Annotated in this window: 15 protein-coding genes and 1 other RNA gene; 6 read left to right on the top strand and 10 right to left on the bottom strand. The window is 59.0% G+C overall.

Annotated features, from left to right (window positions below; genetic code table 11):
* Positions 1–69: 69 nt before the first annotated feature.
* The 5 genes from D3F01_RS04650 to D3F01_RS04630 form a co-directional block, all read right to left on the bottom strand.
* Positions 70–987, bottom strand: coding sequence for an ABC transporter permease (locus D3F01_RS04650; RefSeq protein WP_097770339.1), 918 nt, complete (start codon positions 985–987; stop codon positions 70–72).
* A gap of 1 nt (position 988) precedes the next feature.
* The gene (locus D3F01_RS04645) at positions 989–2,158 is read right to left on the bottom strand and encodes an ABC transporter permease (RefSeq protein WP_097770340.1); all 1,170 of its coding nucleotides are present in this window, start codon (positions 2,156–2,158) and stop codon (positions 989–991) included.
* Between the two features lie 6 nt (positions 2,159–2,164).
* Complete coding sequence (locus D3F01_RS04640; RefSeq protein WP_242886421.1) at positions 2,165–3,673, bottom strand: ABC transporter ATP-binding protein; 1,509 nt, start codon at positions 3,671–3,673, stop codon at positions 2,165–2,167.
* Between the two features lie 261 nt (positions 3,674–3,934).
* A complete protein-coding gene (locus tag D3F01_RS04635) occupies positions 3,935–5,098 on the bottom strand; it encodes a BMP family ABC transporter substrate-binding protein (protein WP_242886222.1) in 1,164 nt (387 codons plus the stop codon).
* A gap of 202 nt (positions 5,099–5,300) precedes the next feature.
* Complete coding sequence (locus D3F01_RS04630; protein ID WP_005931014.1) at positions 5,301–5,750, bottom strand: cytidine deaminase; 450 nt, start codon at positions 5,748–5,750, stop codon at positions 5,301–5,303.
* Positions 5,751–6,024: 274 nt separating this feature from the next.
* Between D3F01_RS04630 and D3F01_RS04625 the strand changes: the two genes are divergently transcribed.
* Positions 6,025–6,291 carry a type II toxin-antitoxin system RelB/DinJ family antitoxin gene (locus D3F01_RS04625; RefSeq protein WP_005931018.1) on the top strand — a complete coding sequence of 89 codons (267 nt, stop codon included), beginning with the start codon at positions 6,025–6,027 and terminating at the stop codon, positions 6,289–6,291.
* Positions 6,292–6,555, top strand: coding sequence for a Txe/YoeB family addiction module toxin (locus D3F01_RS04620; protein ID WP_097773600.1), 264 nt, complete (start codon positions 6,292–6,294; stop codon positions 6,553–6,555).
* Positions 6,556–6,606: 51 nt separating this feature from the next.
* On the opposite strand, the gene deoD is transcribed toward D3F01_RS04620, so the two are convergent.
* The 3 genes from deoD to D3F01_RS04605 all read right to left on the bottom strand — a co-directional run bounded on the left by deoD (position 6,607) and on the right by D3F01_RS04605 (position 10,527).
* Positions 6,607–7,326, bottom strand: coding sequence for a purine-nucleoside phosphorylase (deoD, locus tag D3F01_RS04615; RefSeq protein WP_242886220.1), 720 nt, complete (start codon positions 7,324–7,326; stop codon positions 6,607–6,609).
* Positions 7,327–7,591: 265 nt separating this feature from the next.
* Positions 7,592–9,478: a M23 family metallopeptidase gene (locus tag D3F01_RS04610; RefSeq protein WP_242886218.1), complete on the bottom strand. Its 1,887-nt coding sequence runs from the start codon at positions 9,476–9,478 to the stop codon at positions 7,592–7,594.
* A 119-nt stretch (positions 9,479–9,597) separates the two neighbouring features.
* Complete coding sequence (locus D3F01_RS04605) at positions 9,598–10,527, bottom strand: RluA family pseudouridine synthase (RefSeq protein ID WP_242886216.1); 930 nt, start codon at positions 10,525–10,527, stop codon at positions 9,598–9,600.
* A 105-nt stretch (positions 10,528–10,632) separates the two neighbouring features.
* Between D3F01_RS04605 and rnpB the strand changes: the two genes are divergently transcribed.
* From rnpB to D3F01_RS04585, 4 genes are all read left to right on the top strand, one after another.
* Positions 10,633–10,970: RNase P RNA component class A (gene rnpB, locus D3F01_RS04600), an RNA gene on the top strand.
* Between the two features lie 183 nt (positions 10,971–11,153).
* Positions 11,154–13,088, top strand: coding sequence for an NAD(+) synthase (locus tag D3F01_RS04595; RefSeq protein ID WP_242886214.1), 1,935 nt, complete (start codon positions 11,154–11,156; stop codon positions 13,086–13,088).
* A gap of 3 nt (positions 13,089–13,091) precedes the next feature.
* The gene (locus tag D3F01_RS04590) at positions 13,092–13,448 is read left to right on the top strand and encodes a NusG domain II-containing protein (protein WP_117504707.1); all 357 of its coding nucleotides are present in this window, start codon (positions 13,092–13,094) and stop codon (positions 13,446–13,448) included.
* A 25-nt stretch (positions 13,449–13,473) separates the two neighbouring features.
* Positions 13,474–15,180 carry an LCP family protein gene (locus D3F01_RS04585; protein WP_242886212.1) on the top strand — a complete coding sequence of 569 codons (1,707 nt, stop codon included), beginning with the start codon at positions 13,474–13,476 and terminating at the stop codon, positions 15,178–15,180.
* Between the two features lie 80 nt (positions 15,181–15,260).
* On the opposite strand, the gene D3F01_RS04580 is transcribed toward D3F01_RS04585, so the two are convergent.
* Positions 15,261–15,740 carry a hypothetical protein gene (locus D3F01_RS04580; protein WP_181967566.1) on the bottom strand — a complete coding sequence of 160 codons (480 nt, stop codon included), beginning with the start codon at positions 15,738–15,740 and terminating at the stop codon, positions 15,261–15,263.
* A gap of 169 nt (positions 15,741–15,909) precedes the next feature.
* Positions 15,910–17,088 (bottom strand): phosphopentomutase, encoded by a 1,179-nt coding sequence (locus tag D3F01_RS04575; RefSeq protein WP_242886210.1) that lies wholly within the window; start codon positions 17,086–17,088, stop codon positions 15,910–15,912.
* Positions 17,089–17,199: the final 111 nt, after the last annotated feature.

Below are 17,199 nucleotides of genomic sequence, written 5' to 3'. Positions count from 1 at the left end.
TTGCCGGGTTTTGAACACCAAGGGCGCAGCTGCCCGGAAAAGCAGCTGCGCCCTTGGAACAAACCTCGCTCAGCGGGAACCCTTGTCGTAAGGGATACCCTCAGCCTTGGGGGCCATGCTGTTTTTGGAGGTAAAGGCCAGAATGATCATGGATGCGATAAACGGCATCATGTTATAGATGTTGCTGGACCAGTGGAGCTGCGCCAGGAAGGTGGAGTCCGCAATGTTTGCCAGGCTCTTGAACACGGCAAAGAACATGGCGGCGGCACAGATGTTGAAGGGCTTCCACTGGCCAAAGATCATAACAGCCAGTGCAAGGAAGCCCGCGCCAGCCACGCCGACCTCAAAGTTCCAGGTCTGCACCGGGGGCACGATATATGCCAGACCGCCGATAGCGCCCAGCGCACCGGAAAGCAGCACACCCGCGTAGCGCATCTTGTAGACGTTGATGCCCACAGAATCGGCTGCCTGAGGATGTTCGCCGCAGGCGCGCAGGCGCAGACCGAAGCGGGTCTTGTACAGCACCACATAGCTGATGACGAGCAGCACGATGCCCAGCGGCACAAAGATGCTCAGCTCCAGGCCGCCGATGCTGAACAGGAACGGCTTGTTGGAATAGTTCAGCTTGGCGCTGCCGCTGTCGCTGAAATACTTGGCAATGACCACGGCAATGGCGGTGGCCAGCAGGTTCAGGGCCGTGCCGCCGATGGTCTGGTCCGCTTTCAGGTTGATGGAAGCAAAGGCCAGAAGCAGGCTGTACACGATACCGGCCAGCGCAGCCACCAGGACCGAGATCAGCACCACCAGGAACGGCGACATGTCGGCCGGAAGCATGGTCAGGGTCAGAACACCCGCCACACCGCCGATGACCATGATGCCTTCCAGCGCGATGTTGATGATGCCGGAGTGCTCACTGAACATACCGCCCAGTGCCACCAGCATCAGGACGATGCCATACAGCAGGGTATATTTGATCAAAAGCAGCATCTTACTTGCCCTCCTTCTTCGCGTTGGCCTTTTCCGCCGGGGCAGGCTCTGCGTTCACATTGGTCTTGTCCGCATTCTTGAACAGCAGCTTCTGGATCTTGCCGCGGAACAGCATGGAGAATGCACACAGGTAGATGATGATGCCGCTGATCAGGTCGGCGATCTCCGTGGGATAATACTTGGTGGAAAGGAAGGTGCCGCCCACCGAGATGTGGGAGATGAACAGGGCCGAGAAGATGGTGCCAATGGGGTTAGAGCTTGCCAGCAGGGCAACGGAGATGCCGTTGAAGCCCATGGCGGGCAGGCTGGTGGAGTTCAGGGGGTTCCACTGGCCCACGTTGGACAGGTAGAACAGGCCCGCGCCAAAGCCTGCCAGCGCACCGGCAATGGCCATGGAGAGGATGATGTTCTTCTTTTCGTTGATACCGGCGTAGCGGGCAGCACTCTTATTCAGGCCGACCGCCTTCAGCTCATAGCCAAAGGTGGTCTTGTTCAGCACCACCCAGATCAGGATGGCCACCACAGCGGCCAGGAAGATGGCAATGGTGGTGCTATTGGTCTGGAACAGCTTGTTCAGGCCGAAGTCCGGGATGACAGACTGGGCGAGATCCGCGTTCTTGCCCAGGTTCAGGGTGCGGGTGTTGCGCACATCATACATGGGGCCGGTGCCGTTCTGGTAGACCAGCTCATTGACAAGGTACAGGCCGATCCAGTTGAACATGATGGAGGTAATGACCTCGTTGATGTTGAAGTAGGCCTTGAAGAAACCGGGGATGGCACCCCACAGACCGCCCAGAATGGCCGCAGCCAGCAGGCAGACGAACCAGGGCAGCTTGAGCATGATGGCGCAGTAGAGGGCACCGTAAGCGCCCAGCGTGTACTGACCGGCGGCACCGATGTTGAACAGGCCGGTCTTGAAGGCAAAGCCCACGGAAAGGCCGGTCATGATCAGGGGCGCGGCGTTGGCCAGTTCCTTGCCGACACCATAGGGGGCATCATGGAAGCCGCCCTTGAGGATGCGGACAAAACCGTCTGCCCATGCGTGGGCCGGGTTGATGGCCAGCAGCACGAGGAAGCCCACAGCCAGACCGATCAGGATGCACAGCAGAGCAGCCATCACGCTGGTGACAGAACCCTGCAGCCCGTTGTGGGAAAGTTTTTTGTTTTTCATTTCTGCTTACTCCTTTCCCTGCTTGCGGGCACCGGCCATGTACAGGCCCAGCTCCTGGACTGTGGTGGTCTTGGGGTCAAACTCGCCCACGATCTCACCCTCGTACATCACAAGGATCCGGTCAGAAAGGTTCATCACCTCATCCAGCTCCAGACTGACCAGCAGCACGGCCTTGCCCCTGTCGCGCTCATCCACGATCTGCTTGTGGATATACTCAATGGCACCGACATCCAGACCGCGGGTGGGCTGCACTGCCACCAGCAGCTTGGGGTCTTTGTCGATCTCACGGGCAATGATCGCCTTCTGCTGGTTGCCGCCGGACATGCTGCGCACGATGGTGGCGCTGCCCTGGCCGCTGCGCACGTCATACTGGGCGATCAGCTTATCAGAGTACTCCCGCACCTTTTCACTGCGGATAAAGCCGTTGTGCTGGAACTCGGGCTGCCAGTAGCGCTGGAGCACCATGTTGTTCTCCAGGCTGTAATCCAGCACCAGACCATGCTTGTGGCGGTCCTCAGGGATATGGCTCATGCCGTCCTTGGAGCGCTGACGGATGCTCTCGTTGGTGATCTCCTTGCCGTCCAGCAGCACCTTGCCGCTGCTGAACTTTTCCAGACCAGTCAAGCCGTAGACAAACTCTGTCTGGCCGTTGCCCTCGATGCCTGCCAGACAGACGATCTCACCGCCACGCACCTGGAAAGAGACGTTCTTGACGGCATCCTTCTTGTGCTGGGCATTGTGCATGGTAACGTTCTGCACGTCCAGCACCACCTCGCCGGGGGCGGCGGGCTTTTTGTCCACCTGCAGCTGAACATCGCGGCCGACCATCATGCGGGAGAGCTCTTCCTTGGTGGTGTCCTTGATGTCCACAGTGCCCATATACTTGCCCTTGCGCAGAACCGTGCAGCGATCTGCCACTGCCATGATCTCGTTGAGCTTGTGGGTGATGAAGAGGATGGATTTGCCTTCCTTCTTGAACCCGCGCATGATCTCCATCAGCTCGTCGATCTCCTGCGGGGTCAGAACAGCAGTGGGCTCATCAAAGATCAGGATCTCGTTGTCGCGGTAGAGCATCTTCAGGATCTCAACACGCTGCTGCATACCAACCGAGATATCACTGATGAGTGCATCGGGGTCCACACGCAGGCCGTACTTCTCGCTCAGGGCCACGACCTTCTTGCGGGCCTCAGCCTTCTGCAAAAAGCCCATCTTATTGGGCTCCACGCCCAGAATGATGTTGTCCAGCACGCTGAAGCATTCCACCAGCTTGAAGTGCTGGTGCACCATGCCGATGCCCAGTGCGTTGGCATCGTTGGGGTTGCGGACGGCGACCTCCTTGCCGTTCTTGAGGATCTTACCGGCCTCCGGCTGGTACAAGCCGAACAGCACGCTCATCAACGTACTTTTGCCAGCACCGTTCTCGCCCAGCAGGGCATGTACCTCGCCCTTGCGCAGCTGCAGGGTGATATCATCGTTTGCCTTGATTCCAGGGAACTCCTTGGTAATGTGGAGCATCTCGATCACAAAATCCTCTGCCAATCTGCTCACTCTCCTTTCGTGTCAAATCGACACCTGTACTATTCTGTGTACCATTATACCGTATTTTTGCGGTTTTGCACACTTCTTTTTGATTTTTTGGCGGGATGTGCTCTTATAAGTATTACTTTTGTGCAAGCTGCACGATTTTTCGCGAGACAAAAACGACCCTCTCCGTCAAAGCCTGGCGGCAATGACGGAGAGGGTCGTTCCCTGCAGCCCTTGCGGACTGTTCAAATTTTACTGGATGTAGGTGACGTTGGTGAACTCGCTGACGGTGGGCTTGGTAGCATCGTCAGAGCTGTTGTCAACAACGATCTCGCCGGAAGCGATCTTCTGCTTCAGCTCCTCGTACTCCTCAACCGTGAAGGTCTCGAAGTTCCAGCTGTCCTCAGCGGTGGGCAGGCCGACGTAATCGCCGTCCTCCAGACCAAAGTTGCCGTTGGTTGCTGCGATGGTGCTCCACTCGCCTGCCTCGATGTCGGACAGAGAAGTAGAAACAGCCTCGGACAGGCCCTTCATAGCGGAGGTGATGAACGGGTTGTAAGCATAGGTGCCGTCAGCAACACCGTTTGCACCGATGTAGTTCTGGTCAACGTCAACGCCGATGACGTAGCCGTTGTTCTTCAGAGCAGCCTCAACAGCGGAGGTGTAGATGCCGCCGCCGCAGGCAAAGACGACCTGAGTGCCGTTGGAGTACCAGCCCTCCATACGGGAGGTGATGTTGGCATCGCCGTAGAACTGGCCGCCGTAGAAGTAGTTGATGTCGATGTTCTGACCCAGCTCCTGAGCAGCAGCATCAGCGCCCTGCACAAAGCCGTAGCCGTAACGGATGACAGCGGGAACAGCCATGCCGCCCAGGAAGCCCAGCTTGGTCTTGCCGTCCTTGGCAATGGCGTAACCTGCCAGATAGCCTGCCTGCTCCTCCTTGAAGGTGATGCAGTAGCAGTTGGAGGGGATCTCATCGGTGCCGATATCGCCCTGGGTGACATCGATAGCAATGAACTTGACATCGGGGTACTGCTCAGCAGCCCATGCCAGAGAAGCGCCATACAGGTAGCCGACGCAGACAATGACTTCAGCGCCGTCGTTGACAGCCTGACGGATCATGGTCTCACGATCCTCATCGGAAGCATCAGCCTCGGGGATGTAGTACTGGCAGTCATCGCCCATGTAGCTGGAAACAGCGCTCCAGCAAGCCTGGTTGAAGCTCTCGTCATCGATCGTGCCGGTATCGCAGGTCAAAGCGACCTTTGCGATCTTGCTGGCAGCCTCAGAAGCTGCAGAAGAAGCAGTGGAAGAAGCGGTGCTGGTGGAAGAGGAAGAACCACCGCAGGCGGTCAGAGCAGCGGCAGCAGCTGCAGCGCCAGCCACAGCCAGGAAGTTACGACGAGAAATCATCATAAGAAAACTCTCCTTTTTATACATTAAAAATTGCGCTTTACAATAGGAATGCGCACACTTGCACATTTACTAACCCAAGTATAGCCGGGTCATGTGAGGAAAGCAAGGCATTTCCGATTACAAAATCTTTACAGATTTTTTGTAAAATTCGCGTAAAAGTCGTACTGCTTCACCAATTTTGGCAAAATATCCGCTTCCCGCCTCATTCTTCCACGGCTTTGTTGCCCGCCACGTTGGAGGGGCCAAAGCCGAAGGGCAGCAGCTCGTCCATGCTGCGCTCGATGAAATCATCGGGGGTCTTTGCCATGATGACATTCAGCTCCGGTCCGCCGAACTCAAACAGCGCCTGACGGCAGACCCCGCAGGGCGAGGTGATCTGCTTGTTCACCTCGCCGCGGCGGGAGCCCACCACGGCAATGTCGGTGAAGCGGGTCACGCCCTCGCTCACCGCCTTGAACAGGGCCGTACGCTCAGCGCAGCTGGTGGGGGTGAAAGCGGCGTTTTCCACATTGCAGCCGGTGAAGATGCGGCCATCTTCGGCCCGCAGGGCGGCACCCACCATAAAGTCGGAGTAAGGCACATAGGCCTGCTCCCGGGCTTCCAGTGCCATCCGGATCAGGGCTTTCTTTTCGTCTAAAGTCAGATTGGTCATAGGGGCCTCCTTTTCATTCTAAAGTATAAACAAACGTTTCTGCATCGCGATACCACGGAAGCGCAATTTCATAGGCTGGGTAATAAGGTACAAGGCAGATATCCTGATTTGGTTGAAAGTCGTTCATCTTTCATCCCCTCTTTTGCACTTCAATTATACGGCGTGTTCTCAAATTCTTCAAGAGATTTCTCGTTGTTCATTTATTATGTAACGAAAGTTCTTGCATTTTTCATTACAGACGCATATAATAGAATCAAGAAGGAGGCGTATTAGAATGGCAAATGCAGTCAATGTGAACTTCCGGATGGACCCAGACCTGAAACGCAGCATGGAAGAGGTTTGCGCCGAGATGGGACTTTCTATGACAACGGCATTCACGATTTTCGCCAAAAAAGTTTCCCGGGAGCACCGCATTCCCTTTGAGGTTTCCGCCGACCCGTTCTACTCGGAAAGCAACATCAATCATCTCCGCCAGATCGTCCACGATATCGACACCGGCAAGGCCAAACTCACCGAACACGACCTGATTGAGGTAGATTAAATGAGATTGCTTTGGGAAGAGGAAGCATGGGAGGACTACTGCCTTTGGCAGACGCGAGACAAAAAGCTGCTGAAGCGTATCAACACACTTCTGAAAGACATCCAGCGGAACTCCTACGAGGGCATTGGAAAACCCGAACCCTTAAAAGGTGATTTGAGTGGATGGTGGAGCCGCCGCATCGACGATACGCACCGCATTGTTTATAAAGAGCAGGACGGCAATATCATTATCGCATCCTGTTTCGGACATTATAGTGACACTTAAAACATAAAAGGGTTGTTGTCGTGTGACAACAACCCTTTTTGTGAATGCAAATCAGTACTCCGCGCCCAGTGCGACCTTCATCATGTTGGTGAAGCTGGTCTGACGCTGCTCGGCGGTGGTGATCTCCGGGGAGACAAAGCTGTCGGAGATGGTCAGCAGGCAGGCGGCGTTCTTGCCCAGGACCTGAGCGTTGGCGAAGAGGGCAAAGCTCTCCATCTCCACACACAGGCAGCCGCGCTCATCCCGCAGCTTTTCCCAGTAGGTGGGCTTTTCATCGGAGGGCTGGCGATAGAACACATCGGAGGAATGGATGTTGCCCTCGATCAGGGGGATGCCCTGTTTTGCGGCGGAGGCGCGCAGCTTGTCGTTCAGGGTCTGGCTGGGCAGGGTGAGATCCCCCTCAAAGCCGCTCTGGACCCGGGCATAGTTGCTCTCGCTCACGGCACCGGCGGCCAGAACCACATCGAACAGCCTGGCCTTGTCGGTGTAGCTGCCGGCAGAGCCGATGCGGATGATGTTGTCCACATCGTAGAACTTGTACAGCTCGTAGGAGTAGATGCCGATGGAGGGCATTCCCATGCCGCTGCCCATCACACTGATGGGGCGGCCCTCATAGGTGCCGGTAAAGCCCAGCATTCCACGGACACCGGTGACCTGGCGGACATCCTCGAGGAAGGTATCCGCGATGAACTTTGCCCGCAGCGGATCGCCTGGCATCAGGACGGTCTTTGCGAAATCGCCTTTTTCAGCGCTGATGTGGGGTGTTGCCATAATCATTCTCCTTTTTGTTTGTAAAATAAACCTCTCAGGCGCTTCACGCCAGCATACGAGTTGCGGCTCCCAGCGTCCACTTCGTGCAAAGTATTGCACTCGTGTCCTGCTGGCCGCTGCCCCAACAACGCCTCCCTTCATCCGCCACTGGCGGCGGTCGTCGTTGTTGCCTGATAGGGGAGCCAAGTTTATGCTTCCGCTCTCTTGCCTCTCCTATTAGGAGAGGTGGCAATGCGAAGCATTGACTGAGAGGTTCTGTTCTGATTTATCGCTTTCCGGAGAACACGCTCTGCGGTGCGATGTACGAGCCGTTGCGGCGGATCTCGAAGTGGCAGTGGTTGCCGGAAGAGCGGCCCGTGCTGCCCACATAGCCGATGAGCTGGCCCTGCCGCACGGTCTGGCCCGCACTGACCGCCAGAGACAGGCAGTGGGCATAGACCGTGGTATAGCCGCCGGAGTGGCTGATGATCACAGAATAACCATAGCCCGTACCGGCACCGGCCTTGTTATAACCCGCCTTGGTCACGGTGCCGCCCGCCGATGCATAGATGGGCGTACCGGCAGAGGCACAGATATCCACGCCCTTGTGGCCGCTGCCATACCAGCGCGAGCAGTTGCGGTAGCCCGGCACAGGCCAGATGAACTGACCGCTGCCGCCGATGTATGCCGCCGCACCGTTCTTCGTGACCTTCTTGGTGCCAACGACCACCTTTTTGTTCACCGGCTCCCGGATGGTCTCGGTGGAAAGGATGGTCTGCTCCAGCAGCACGCCGTTGGTATCGTAGACGTTCTGCATGGTGACGCGGCGCAGGCCATTCTGGCCCTCCTGCAGGGTCTTGGTGGTTCCCTTGGTGTACTCGTTGGACTGGGTGGTCTCGGTGCCGAAGGGGATCTCCTCCTCCCGCGTCTCCACCTTGGTGATGCGGACTTCCAGCAGAGCCTCCTGCTTGGTCACGATCAGCTGGTCGCCCTCCTGGATATTGGAGTCCTCGGCCAGGGGAGCACCCTTGAAATTCGTATTCAGGGCACACAGCTCCCGGAAGGTCAGGTCGTTCTTCTGGGCAATGGCCCACAGGGTATCGCCCGCCCTGACCGTGTAGATCTTCTCCTGCTGCTGCACGCCGGTCAGCATATCCTCAATGGAATTGTCATCCTCAAAGCTGTCGTTGAAATAGACTCCATCTTCCAGCGTCACATTTTTGCTAAAGCCCACGCTGACATTCTCGTCTGCCTGATCCTCGTAGGGGGCCAGCAGGCTCTCCAGATAGCCGCGCAGGGTGTCACCATCGGAGCAGACTGCCGTCAGCTCCCCATCCAGATACAGAGCGGTGCCCTCACTGATCTGGTCACTGGCGCTCTGCAGAATGGCGTTTGCCGTCTCGCTCTCGTCCATGGTCTTGTGGGTCACGGAGATGGTATAGGTCGGCTCGATGGTCAGCTCGGTCTTGTCCGAACCGGCGTAGTTGATGCGCTGCATCACATCCTCTTTTGCGAGGTTGAACACTTCCTCATTGGCCACATAGCCAACGGTCTGGCCGTTCACCTGCACAGCCAGCGCATAGGGCTGGGCCATCGTCCTGTTCCAGACCGTGACGAACACGGCCAGCATACACAGGGGCAGGATGTACATTGCTGTCCGGGGCAGCAGGCTCAGGTTGCGCTTGAGCCCGCCCACAAAATAGCGCCCGGCCGCTTTTACGGAAGCACCAAAGCCCCGCTCCCGGCGCACATCGTTGGCGTGGGCCGCCACAGCGCCGAGGCCCTTGAAAAACAGGTAAAGCGGTGCCAGCAGATCCTTGAACATCTGCGCCGCACCGGGAAAGGCTGTTGCAATGATGGTATGCAGGGCATTCCTGCACCAGCGGGCCAGTCTGCGGGCCACGGCAGCAATACCGCGCCCTGTGCGCACCACCATGTACTCTGCCGCAAAGCCCAGTGCATAAAGTGCCTCGCCAACTGCCAGCACCACGGCACTGGCCCGCAGCTTTTTGGCCACATCATTCATGTGCCGCTGCGTTTTGCGGCGGAAACGGTGCCGCCGCAGCAGGCCGGAGATCTGGACCTTTGCCCAGAAGCTTCGCAGTTTTTCTCTGCCCTTCACCGGCGCTGCAGGAGCCTGGCTCTGCGGCTCCTTTGTTTTTTCTTCGATCAAAAGGGGTTGCTCCTTCCTGACGTTTTGGGTCGAAAGTTACAAATTCATATCAATTATACACTCTGCCCGGGCCGATACAAGGCTTGTCACAAAATTTGGGCAGAGCTTTCACAGAGGTTTCACCGTATTTTCATATTTTCAGCATCCAGCAATGCCCGCATATCCTCGGGCAGGGGGCTCTCCACTCCAACGGTGCGGGCGTGTTCCTCCACCGGCGTTTCCAACCGGATGCCGCCGGGCACCTTGGTGTAAGCCGGCACCCGGAAACTCTGCCGGGCGCAATGGAGCGCCTGCCGGGCAATGCGGTCACGGTGCCCGCCGTAAAGGTCGTCCCCAGCCAGCGGGTGGCCGATGGACGCAAAATGCACCCGGATCTGATGGGTGCGGCCCGTCACGGGGACACAGGCGGCAAGGCTCATGCCCTGCGCTGCCCTTAATATGGTATACTCGGTGCGGCTGGGCTTGCCCTCGGGGGTCACACACCGCCCGATGATGCTGTCCCCTCTCCGGCCGATGGGGGCATCGATGATCCCGGGGCCAAGGGGCAGTTCACCCTCCACGATGGCGTAATAGAGCTTTTCCACGCCCTCGGCCAGCAGGGGCGCGGCATAGCCGTTCTTTGCGGCCAGCACCAGCCCGCTGGTGTCTTTATCGATCCGGTTCACCGGGCGGAACACCGGGCTTTCGCCGTGGGCAGCCGCCCAGGCGGCATAGCCGTTGGCCAGGGTGTCCCGGGGGTAGTTCAGGGTGGGATGGACCGCCAGATGGGGCGGTTTTTCCAGCACCACGGCAAAAGCATCCTCGTAAACGACCCTGACCGGGATCTCAGGCTGCGGCTCCACGCCGGGGCCGTCGGCGGGCAGCGAAAAGCGGATCACCTGCCCTGCCTGCACACGGCGGTTGGCCAGAATGGGAACATCGTCCGCAAAAAAGCCGCTGCCATGGAATTTGACCGCCCGGGCCAGCTCCGTGGAGACGGCACACCGGCGCAGAAAGCCGCGCAGCAGCACGCCATCGGCTTCGGGCGGGACATTGAAAAGCAGCTGCATCCTTTGTCCCTCCCAAAAATTTCACGCCATATTTAGATTTATTATACCAAATTTCATCGTCACTTGCAAATCTTGTTTTTTTATGGTATCATGGGGAACGGAAAACGAGTGGAACATACGGCGGCGGGGCGGCTTTGACCGCTCTGAGGAAAGTCCGGGCCTCACAGAGCACGGTAACTGCTAACGGCAGCCGAGGGTGACCTCAGGGAAAGTGCAACAGAAAGGAAACCGCCGCAGCAATGCGGTAAGGATGAAAGGGCGAGGTAAGAGCTCACCAGCGCATGGGTGACTATGCGGCTTTGTAAACCCTACCGGAAGCAACGCCTATATGGGACGTACAGCGCTGCTCGCGTGTCCCGAAGGCGGCACGAGCCTGTCAGCAATGGCAGGCCTAGACAGATCGTCGTTTAATACAGAACCCGGCTTACGGTCCATCTCGTTTTCCATTTGGTGTATCTGCAGGGGGTTGTTAGAACCCTTCTTTGCCCCGCCGTCAGGCGCAGGGATAGAGAAGGTTGATAACAGCCCTCTTTTCGTTTTGGCCAGAGTGTGGTATACTATCCTCACCACGGGAGCACAGTTGTTCGCCGTGGGCAAACAAGAGAGACAGGATGTGAAATCCTCCGATGAAAGATGGTTTTTTGAAAGCAGCAGCCCTCTCGCCCGCGCTTCGGGTGGCGGACTGCGCCTACAACACCCGGCAGATCCTCACAGAGCTGCGTGCCGCCGCCGCCCGCGGCGTAAAGCTGGCCGTGTTCCCTGAGTTCTGCCTGACCGGCTATACCTGCGGCGACCTGTTTTTGCAGCGCACCCTGCAGCAGGGAGCCCTGACCGGCCTGCAGGAGCTGCTGGATGCCAGCCGGGAGCTGGACACCGTGGCCCTTGTGGGCCTGCCCCTGATGGTGCGGGGCAAGCTGTACAACTGCGCTGCCGTGCTCTGCCGCGGGCAGCTGCTGGGTCTGGTTCCCAAAACGTACCTGCCCAACTACGGCGAGTTCTATGAAAAGCGGCAGTTCACCCCCGGCTCCACCGAGGTGGAGTGGGTGAATGTCTGCGGGCAGGATGTCCCATTTGGCACCTCCCTGCTCTTCCGCTGCCGCCAGATGCCCAGCTTTGTGCTGGGCGTGGAGCTCTGCGAGGATCTGTGGAGCGCCCTGCCGCCCTCCACCTTCCACGCACTGGCAGGCGCTACCGTCATCGCCAACCTTTCGGCCAGCGATGAAACGGTAGGCAAGGCTGAGTACCGCCGGGCACTGGTGGAGAACCAGTCTGCCCGCCTGCTCTGCGGCTACCTGTACGCCTCGGCAGGCCACGGCGAGAGCACCCAGGACATGGTGTTCGCAGGCCACGACCTGATCGCCGAGAACGGCACCCTGCTGGCCGAGGTGAAGCCCTTTGCGGGCGGCCTTGCCGAGACAGAGCTGGACTGCCAGCGGATGGAGTTGGAGCGGGCACGCAACACCAGCTTTGAGCCCAGCACCGAGGGCTACCAGACCGTGGAGTTCGACCTGACCCTGACCGACACCGTGCTGACCCGTTGGGTAGACCCCACCCCCTTTATCCCCCACAACGAGCAGCTGCGCGCCGAGCGCTGTGAGCTGATTTTGAAGATGCAGGCCGATGGCCTGGCCAAGCGGCTTGAGCACGCCCGCGCCAAAACAGCCGTCATCGGCATTTCGGGCGGTCTGGACAGCTGCCTTGCCCTGCTGGTGGCTGTCCGCGCCATGAAACAGCTGAGCCGCCCCACCACCGATGTGCTGGCCGTGACCATGCCCTGCTTCGGCACCACCAAGCGCACCCGCAGCAATGCGGAGATCCTCTGTGACGAGCTGCACGTCAGCTTTACCGAGATCGACATTGCCGCCACAGTGCACAGCCACTTCCGGGACATCGGCCAGGACGAGAGCGTGCTGGACGTGACCTACGAGAACGGCCAGGCCCGCGTGCGTACCCTGGAGCTGATGGACACTGCCAACCGCACCGGCGGTCTGGTGGTGGGCACCGGCGACCTGTCCGAACTGGCCCTGGGCTGGGCCACCTACAACGGCGACCACATGAGCATGTACGGCGTGAACGCAGGCGTACCCAAAACGCTGGTGCGCCACCTTGTCCGGTACGAAGCCGACATTGCCGCCACCCCGGCCCTGAAAGAGGTGCTGCTGGACATCCTCGACACCCCTGTGTCCCCCGAGCTGCTGCCCGCCAAGGACAACGGTGAGATCGCACAGCGCACCGAGGATCTGGTGGGCCCCTATGAACTGCACGACTTCTACCTTTATTATGTGCTCCGCTTCGGCTTTGGCCCGGCAAAGATCTTCCGGCTGGCCAGGGCAGCCTTTGCAGGCCGGGAGGAATACCCGGACGCGGTGCTTTACAAGTGGCTGCGCAACTTCTACTGGCGGTTCTTTGCCCAGCAGTTCAAGCGCAGCTGCCTGCCCGACGGCCCCAAGATCGGCAGCGTGACCCTCTCGCCGCGCGGGGACTGGCGGATGCCCAGCGATGCCTGCGCCGCCCTGTGGCTGGCCGAGCTGGAACAGCTGTTCCCCCAGAAGGATGCCTGAGCCATGAAGCAGAAAAAAAATCTCTGGGTCAATTTACTGTTCGCCGCAGTTGTTCTGGTGATCGCGGGGGTGCTTTTTTACCTCCGCAGTGCCGGGCAGAGCGGCAGCACCCTGGGCGCGGAGCTGATCTACGGCGATGCGAACACGGTGCAGAAGATTTCTCTGGACAAGGATGCCGTCTATGACATCGACACCGGCTATCTGACGGTGCACATCGAGGTCAAAGACGGCGCGGCACGGTTCATTGATTCCCCCTGCCCTGACCACATCTGCGAAAGCTTTGGCTGGATCTCGCAGGAGGATCAGACGGCCACCTGCCTGCCGGCACGGGCCGTTCTGACCATCGTGCCCCTTGCCTGAGGACATGTCAAAAAGGAGAATTCCTATGTTTGATGAAACTTCCCGTTCCCACACGGACGATGACAGCACCCGGCACATCCACCGGGGCCACCGCCCACCGGAAGAAAAGACTGTGGAGGTAGACAGCGCGGCTTTTTTTGCGCCGGAAACTGCCGCTCCCACCCCGCCGCCTGCACCGCCCAAGCCGCCGAAGCATTCCGGCGGGCCTGCCCCGGAGTCAAAGCCCCCCCGCCGCAAGCCGGATGCAAATACCGGCGCGGCCAACCCGAAACGAGGTACTGTTTTGCTGATCGTACAAGCCATTCTGAGCATTGCGGCTTTCCTGCAGCTCTGGCGCACCCAGATGCTGCCCGCGCTGTATCTGGTCATCATTGCGGCGCTGCTGGTGCTGTTCTGGCTGCTGGTCAAGCGCTGCCAGGAGTACAGCGCCCCCCGCAAGGTATCCCGGGTGTTCTCGGTGTTCCTGTGCGCCTTTCTGGCACTGGGCTGTGTCTGGGCTCAGCAGGGCCTGAGTGCACTGGATAACGTGACCTCCGGCCTTGTCACCGGCACCGAAGCCAACAAAATCACCAAGGAGCCCTTTGTGGTCTACCTGAGCGGTGTGGACAACCGCGGCGAACTGACCGAAAAGGCCCGCAGCGATGTGAACATCCTTGCCGTGGTCAACCCCTCCACCAAACGGGTGGCGCTCATCAACACCCCCCGCGATTACTACGTTGATCTGGCGGGCACCAACAGCAAGGACAAGCTGACCCATGCCGGTCTGTACGGCGTGGAGACCAGCATGGCAACCCTGGGCAACCTGTACGGGGTCAATGTGGACCAATACCTCCGCATCAATTTTGCGGGCTTCATCAGCATCATCGATGCCGTGGGCGGCGTGGATGTCTACTCCGATCAGGCGTTCACCTCGGTGGGCAGCCCCGGCTACTATGACCCCACCACCTTTGCCGAGGGCTGGAACCATCTGGACGGCAAGAGTGCTCTGGCCTTTGCCCGTGAACGTCACGCCTTTGCCTCCGGCGATATCCAGCGCGGCATCAACCAGATGAAAGTCATCGATGCCATGATGAACAAGATCAAATCTCCCACCGTGCTGATGAGCTTCTCCAAGCTGATGGATGCTGTGTCCGACTGCTTTGTGACCAGCCTTTCTCAGGAGCAGATCTCCGCACTGGTGCGGATGCAGCTGGCAAGCCTGTCTGACTGGGATATTCAGAGCTATACCGTGACCGGCACCGGCGGCAAGAGCTCCCAGTGCTACTCCGCAAAGGGTCAGAGCCTCTATGTGATGAAGCCGGATGAGAACTCCGTCAACCAGGCCAAGGAGCTGATCGCATCCGTTCTGGGCGGCGAGGGCACCGTGAGCGATACCCAGCAGACCCCTGAAAAGACCGAGGTATACACCCCCACGGCCGATCCCAACGCGGGCACCTCTGTGGAGGAATCGCCCGACAGCGTCATTGTGGAGGAACCTGCCGAGAGCGTGCCTGCGGAACAGCCTGCCGATGAGCAGCCCGCAGAACCCACCCCCGAAGCGCCTGCCGAGAGCGAGGCTTCCACCGAAGCACCTGCTGAGAGTGAAGCCAGCAGTGGATCCACCAGCGGAGCAGAAACACCTTCTATCTCTCTGCCCACGCAGGAGCAGGTGGAATCTGCTGCCAACTCCCTGCATCAGGCCGCTTCCACCGTGCTGGATGCCCTGTTCGGTTCCAGCAGCAGCGGAGAATAAAACAGGATAAAACAGCACAAGCCCCGGGCCTTGCAAAAGGTCCGGGGCTTGTTGTCTGCTGATTTTACAGGGAAGCGCGATTACTCAGCGTCGCCCAGCTCAAAGGTCTTGACAGAGACAGTGCCGTTGCGGCCAGCCTTGTCGGTACGCAGATACTGGCGGGTGGTCTCGCCGTTGCTGGTCACGTCAGCAACATAGATCTGCTCGGCCTCGGCCTCGATGGGGAACTCCTCGGCCATGCCCTTCATGGGCAGAGCGCTCAGGTCTGCGTAAGCGTCCTTCACTTTCCACAGCTTCATGGTGTCGCCGTTGGACAGGGTGAACTCGCCGTAGCAGTCAGCGGAGTAGGTGGTGCCGTTCACATCCAGATCCTCGGTGCTGACAACGCTGGCGGCAGCGACCTCGCTCTCGGCAGCTTCGCTGGAAGCGGCCACAGAGGAAGCAGCCTCGCTGGAAGCAGCGGAGGATGCGGTGGAAGATGCACTATTGGAGCAGCCAGTCATGGCAACAGCCAGCACAGCAGCGGTCAGTGCCAGACCCAGAGTACGATTGATTCTCATGTGATAGTCTCCTTCTATTCTGAAACCATATCAATTCCTGCGCCCGGCGTAAACTTTGTACGCACCGGGCGTGCATGTGCTAGTCTACCACAACTGACTATATTGTTCAAGACTTTGCACAAAAAATAGCCCTCTCGGTCACGCTGTCGCATGACTGAGAGGGCCGATATTACTTCAGGATCTCCTGCAGCACGCTGTGGCCGTCCAGGCTGGAAGCATCCACACCCAGATATTCACACACGGTCTGTGCAATGGTGCCAAAGCAGAGCCGGGTGCCCAGGTCCACACCGGGCTTCACGCCCTTGCCGCAGACCAGATACGGCACATACTCGCGGGTATGGTCGGTGGTCTTGGTGTAGGAGGGGTCGCAGCCGTGGTCGGCGGTGATCATCAGCAGGTCGCCCTCCCGCATCCCGGGGATGAAGTCGGCCAGGAAGCGGTCAAATTCGGTGGCGGCGGCGGCATAGCCGGGCACGTCGCGGCGGTGGCCGTAGAGCATATCAAAATCCACCAGATTCACAAAGGCCAGGCCCTCGAAATCCCGGGTCTGCAATGCCTTGGTGAAGGCGATGCCATTGGTGTTGCCGGTGGTCTTGATCTTTTCGGTCACGCCCTGTCCGTCAAAGATATCAAAGATCTTACCCACGGCAATGACATCCCTGCCGGCCTCCTTCAGCAGGTCGAGCATGGTGGCACGGGGCGGCTTCAGGCTCAGGTCGTGGCGGTTGGTGGTGCGGTAGAAGGTCTCGGCGCTGCTGCCCAGGAAGGGCCGGGCGATGACACGGCCCACGCCGTACGCGCCCTTCAGCATCTCGCGGGCGATCTCGCAGTAGCGGTAGAGCTCGTGCACAGGCACCAGCTCCTCGTGGGCAGCCACCTGGAACACGCTGTCGGCGCTGGTGTAGACGATGAGAGCATTTTCCTTCATGGCCTGCTCGCCGTAGTCCTTCAGCACCTCGGTGCCGGAATAGGGCAGATTGCAGAGGACTTTGTGGCCGGTTTTTGCCTCAAACTCCTGAATGAGCTCCTCCGGGAAGCCGTTGGGGAAGGTGGGCAGCGGGTTCGGGCTGACCGCACCGGCGATCTCCCAGTGGCCGATGGTGGTATCCTTGCCCATGCTCTGCTCCTGCAGACGAGCAAAGGCACCGGCGGGCGCGTCGGTCTTTTCGCCCGCGGTCACACCGTCAATGTTGAACAGGCCCAGCTTTTTCAGGTTGGGGCAGTTGAAATTGGGATGCCCTGCAATGGCCCCCAGCGTGTTGGTGCCCTCGTCGCCAAAGGCGGCTGCATCCGGCTCCGCGCCGATGCCAAAGCTGTCCAGTACGATCAAAAATACACGCTTTTCCATATGTTTTCACTCCATTTTCCTCCGGGGCTGCCCCGGAACAGTCGCACTTTTGCTTACCCTCATTATAAGCAAATCCCGCCGGTTATGCAAGCGCTTTGTGGTGGAAAGTTT

Origin of the sequence: Faecalibacterium sp. BCRC 81149, from assembly GCF_022750605.1 — a bacterium.
Classification (GTDB): Bacteria; Bacillota; Clostridia; order Oscillospirales; family Ruminococcaceae; genus Faecalibacterium; species Faecalibacterium duncaniae.
The sequence above is the reverse complement of the archived record's forward strand: the minus strand, read 5'-3'. Positions and strand labels throughout refer to the sequence as shown.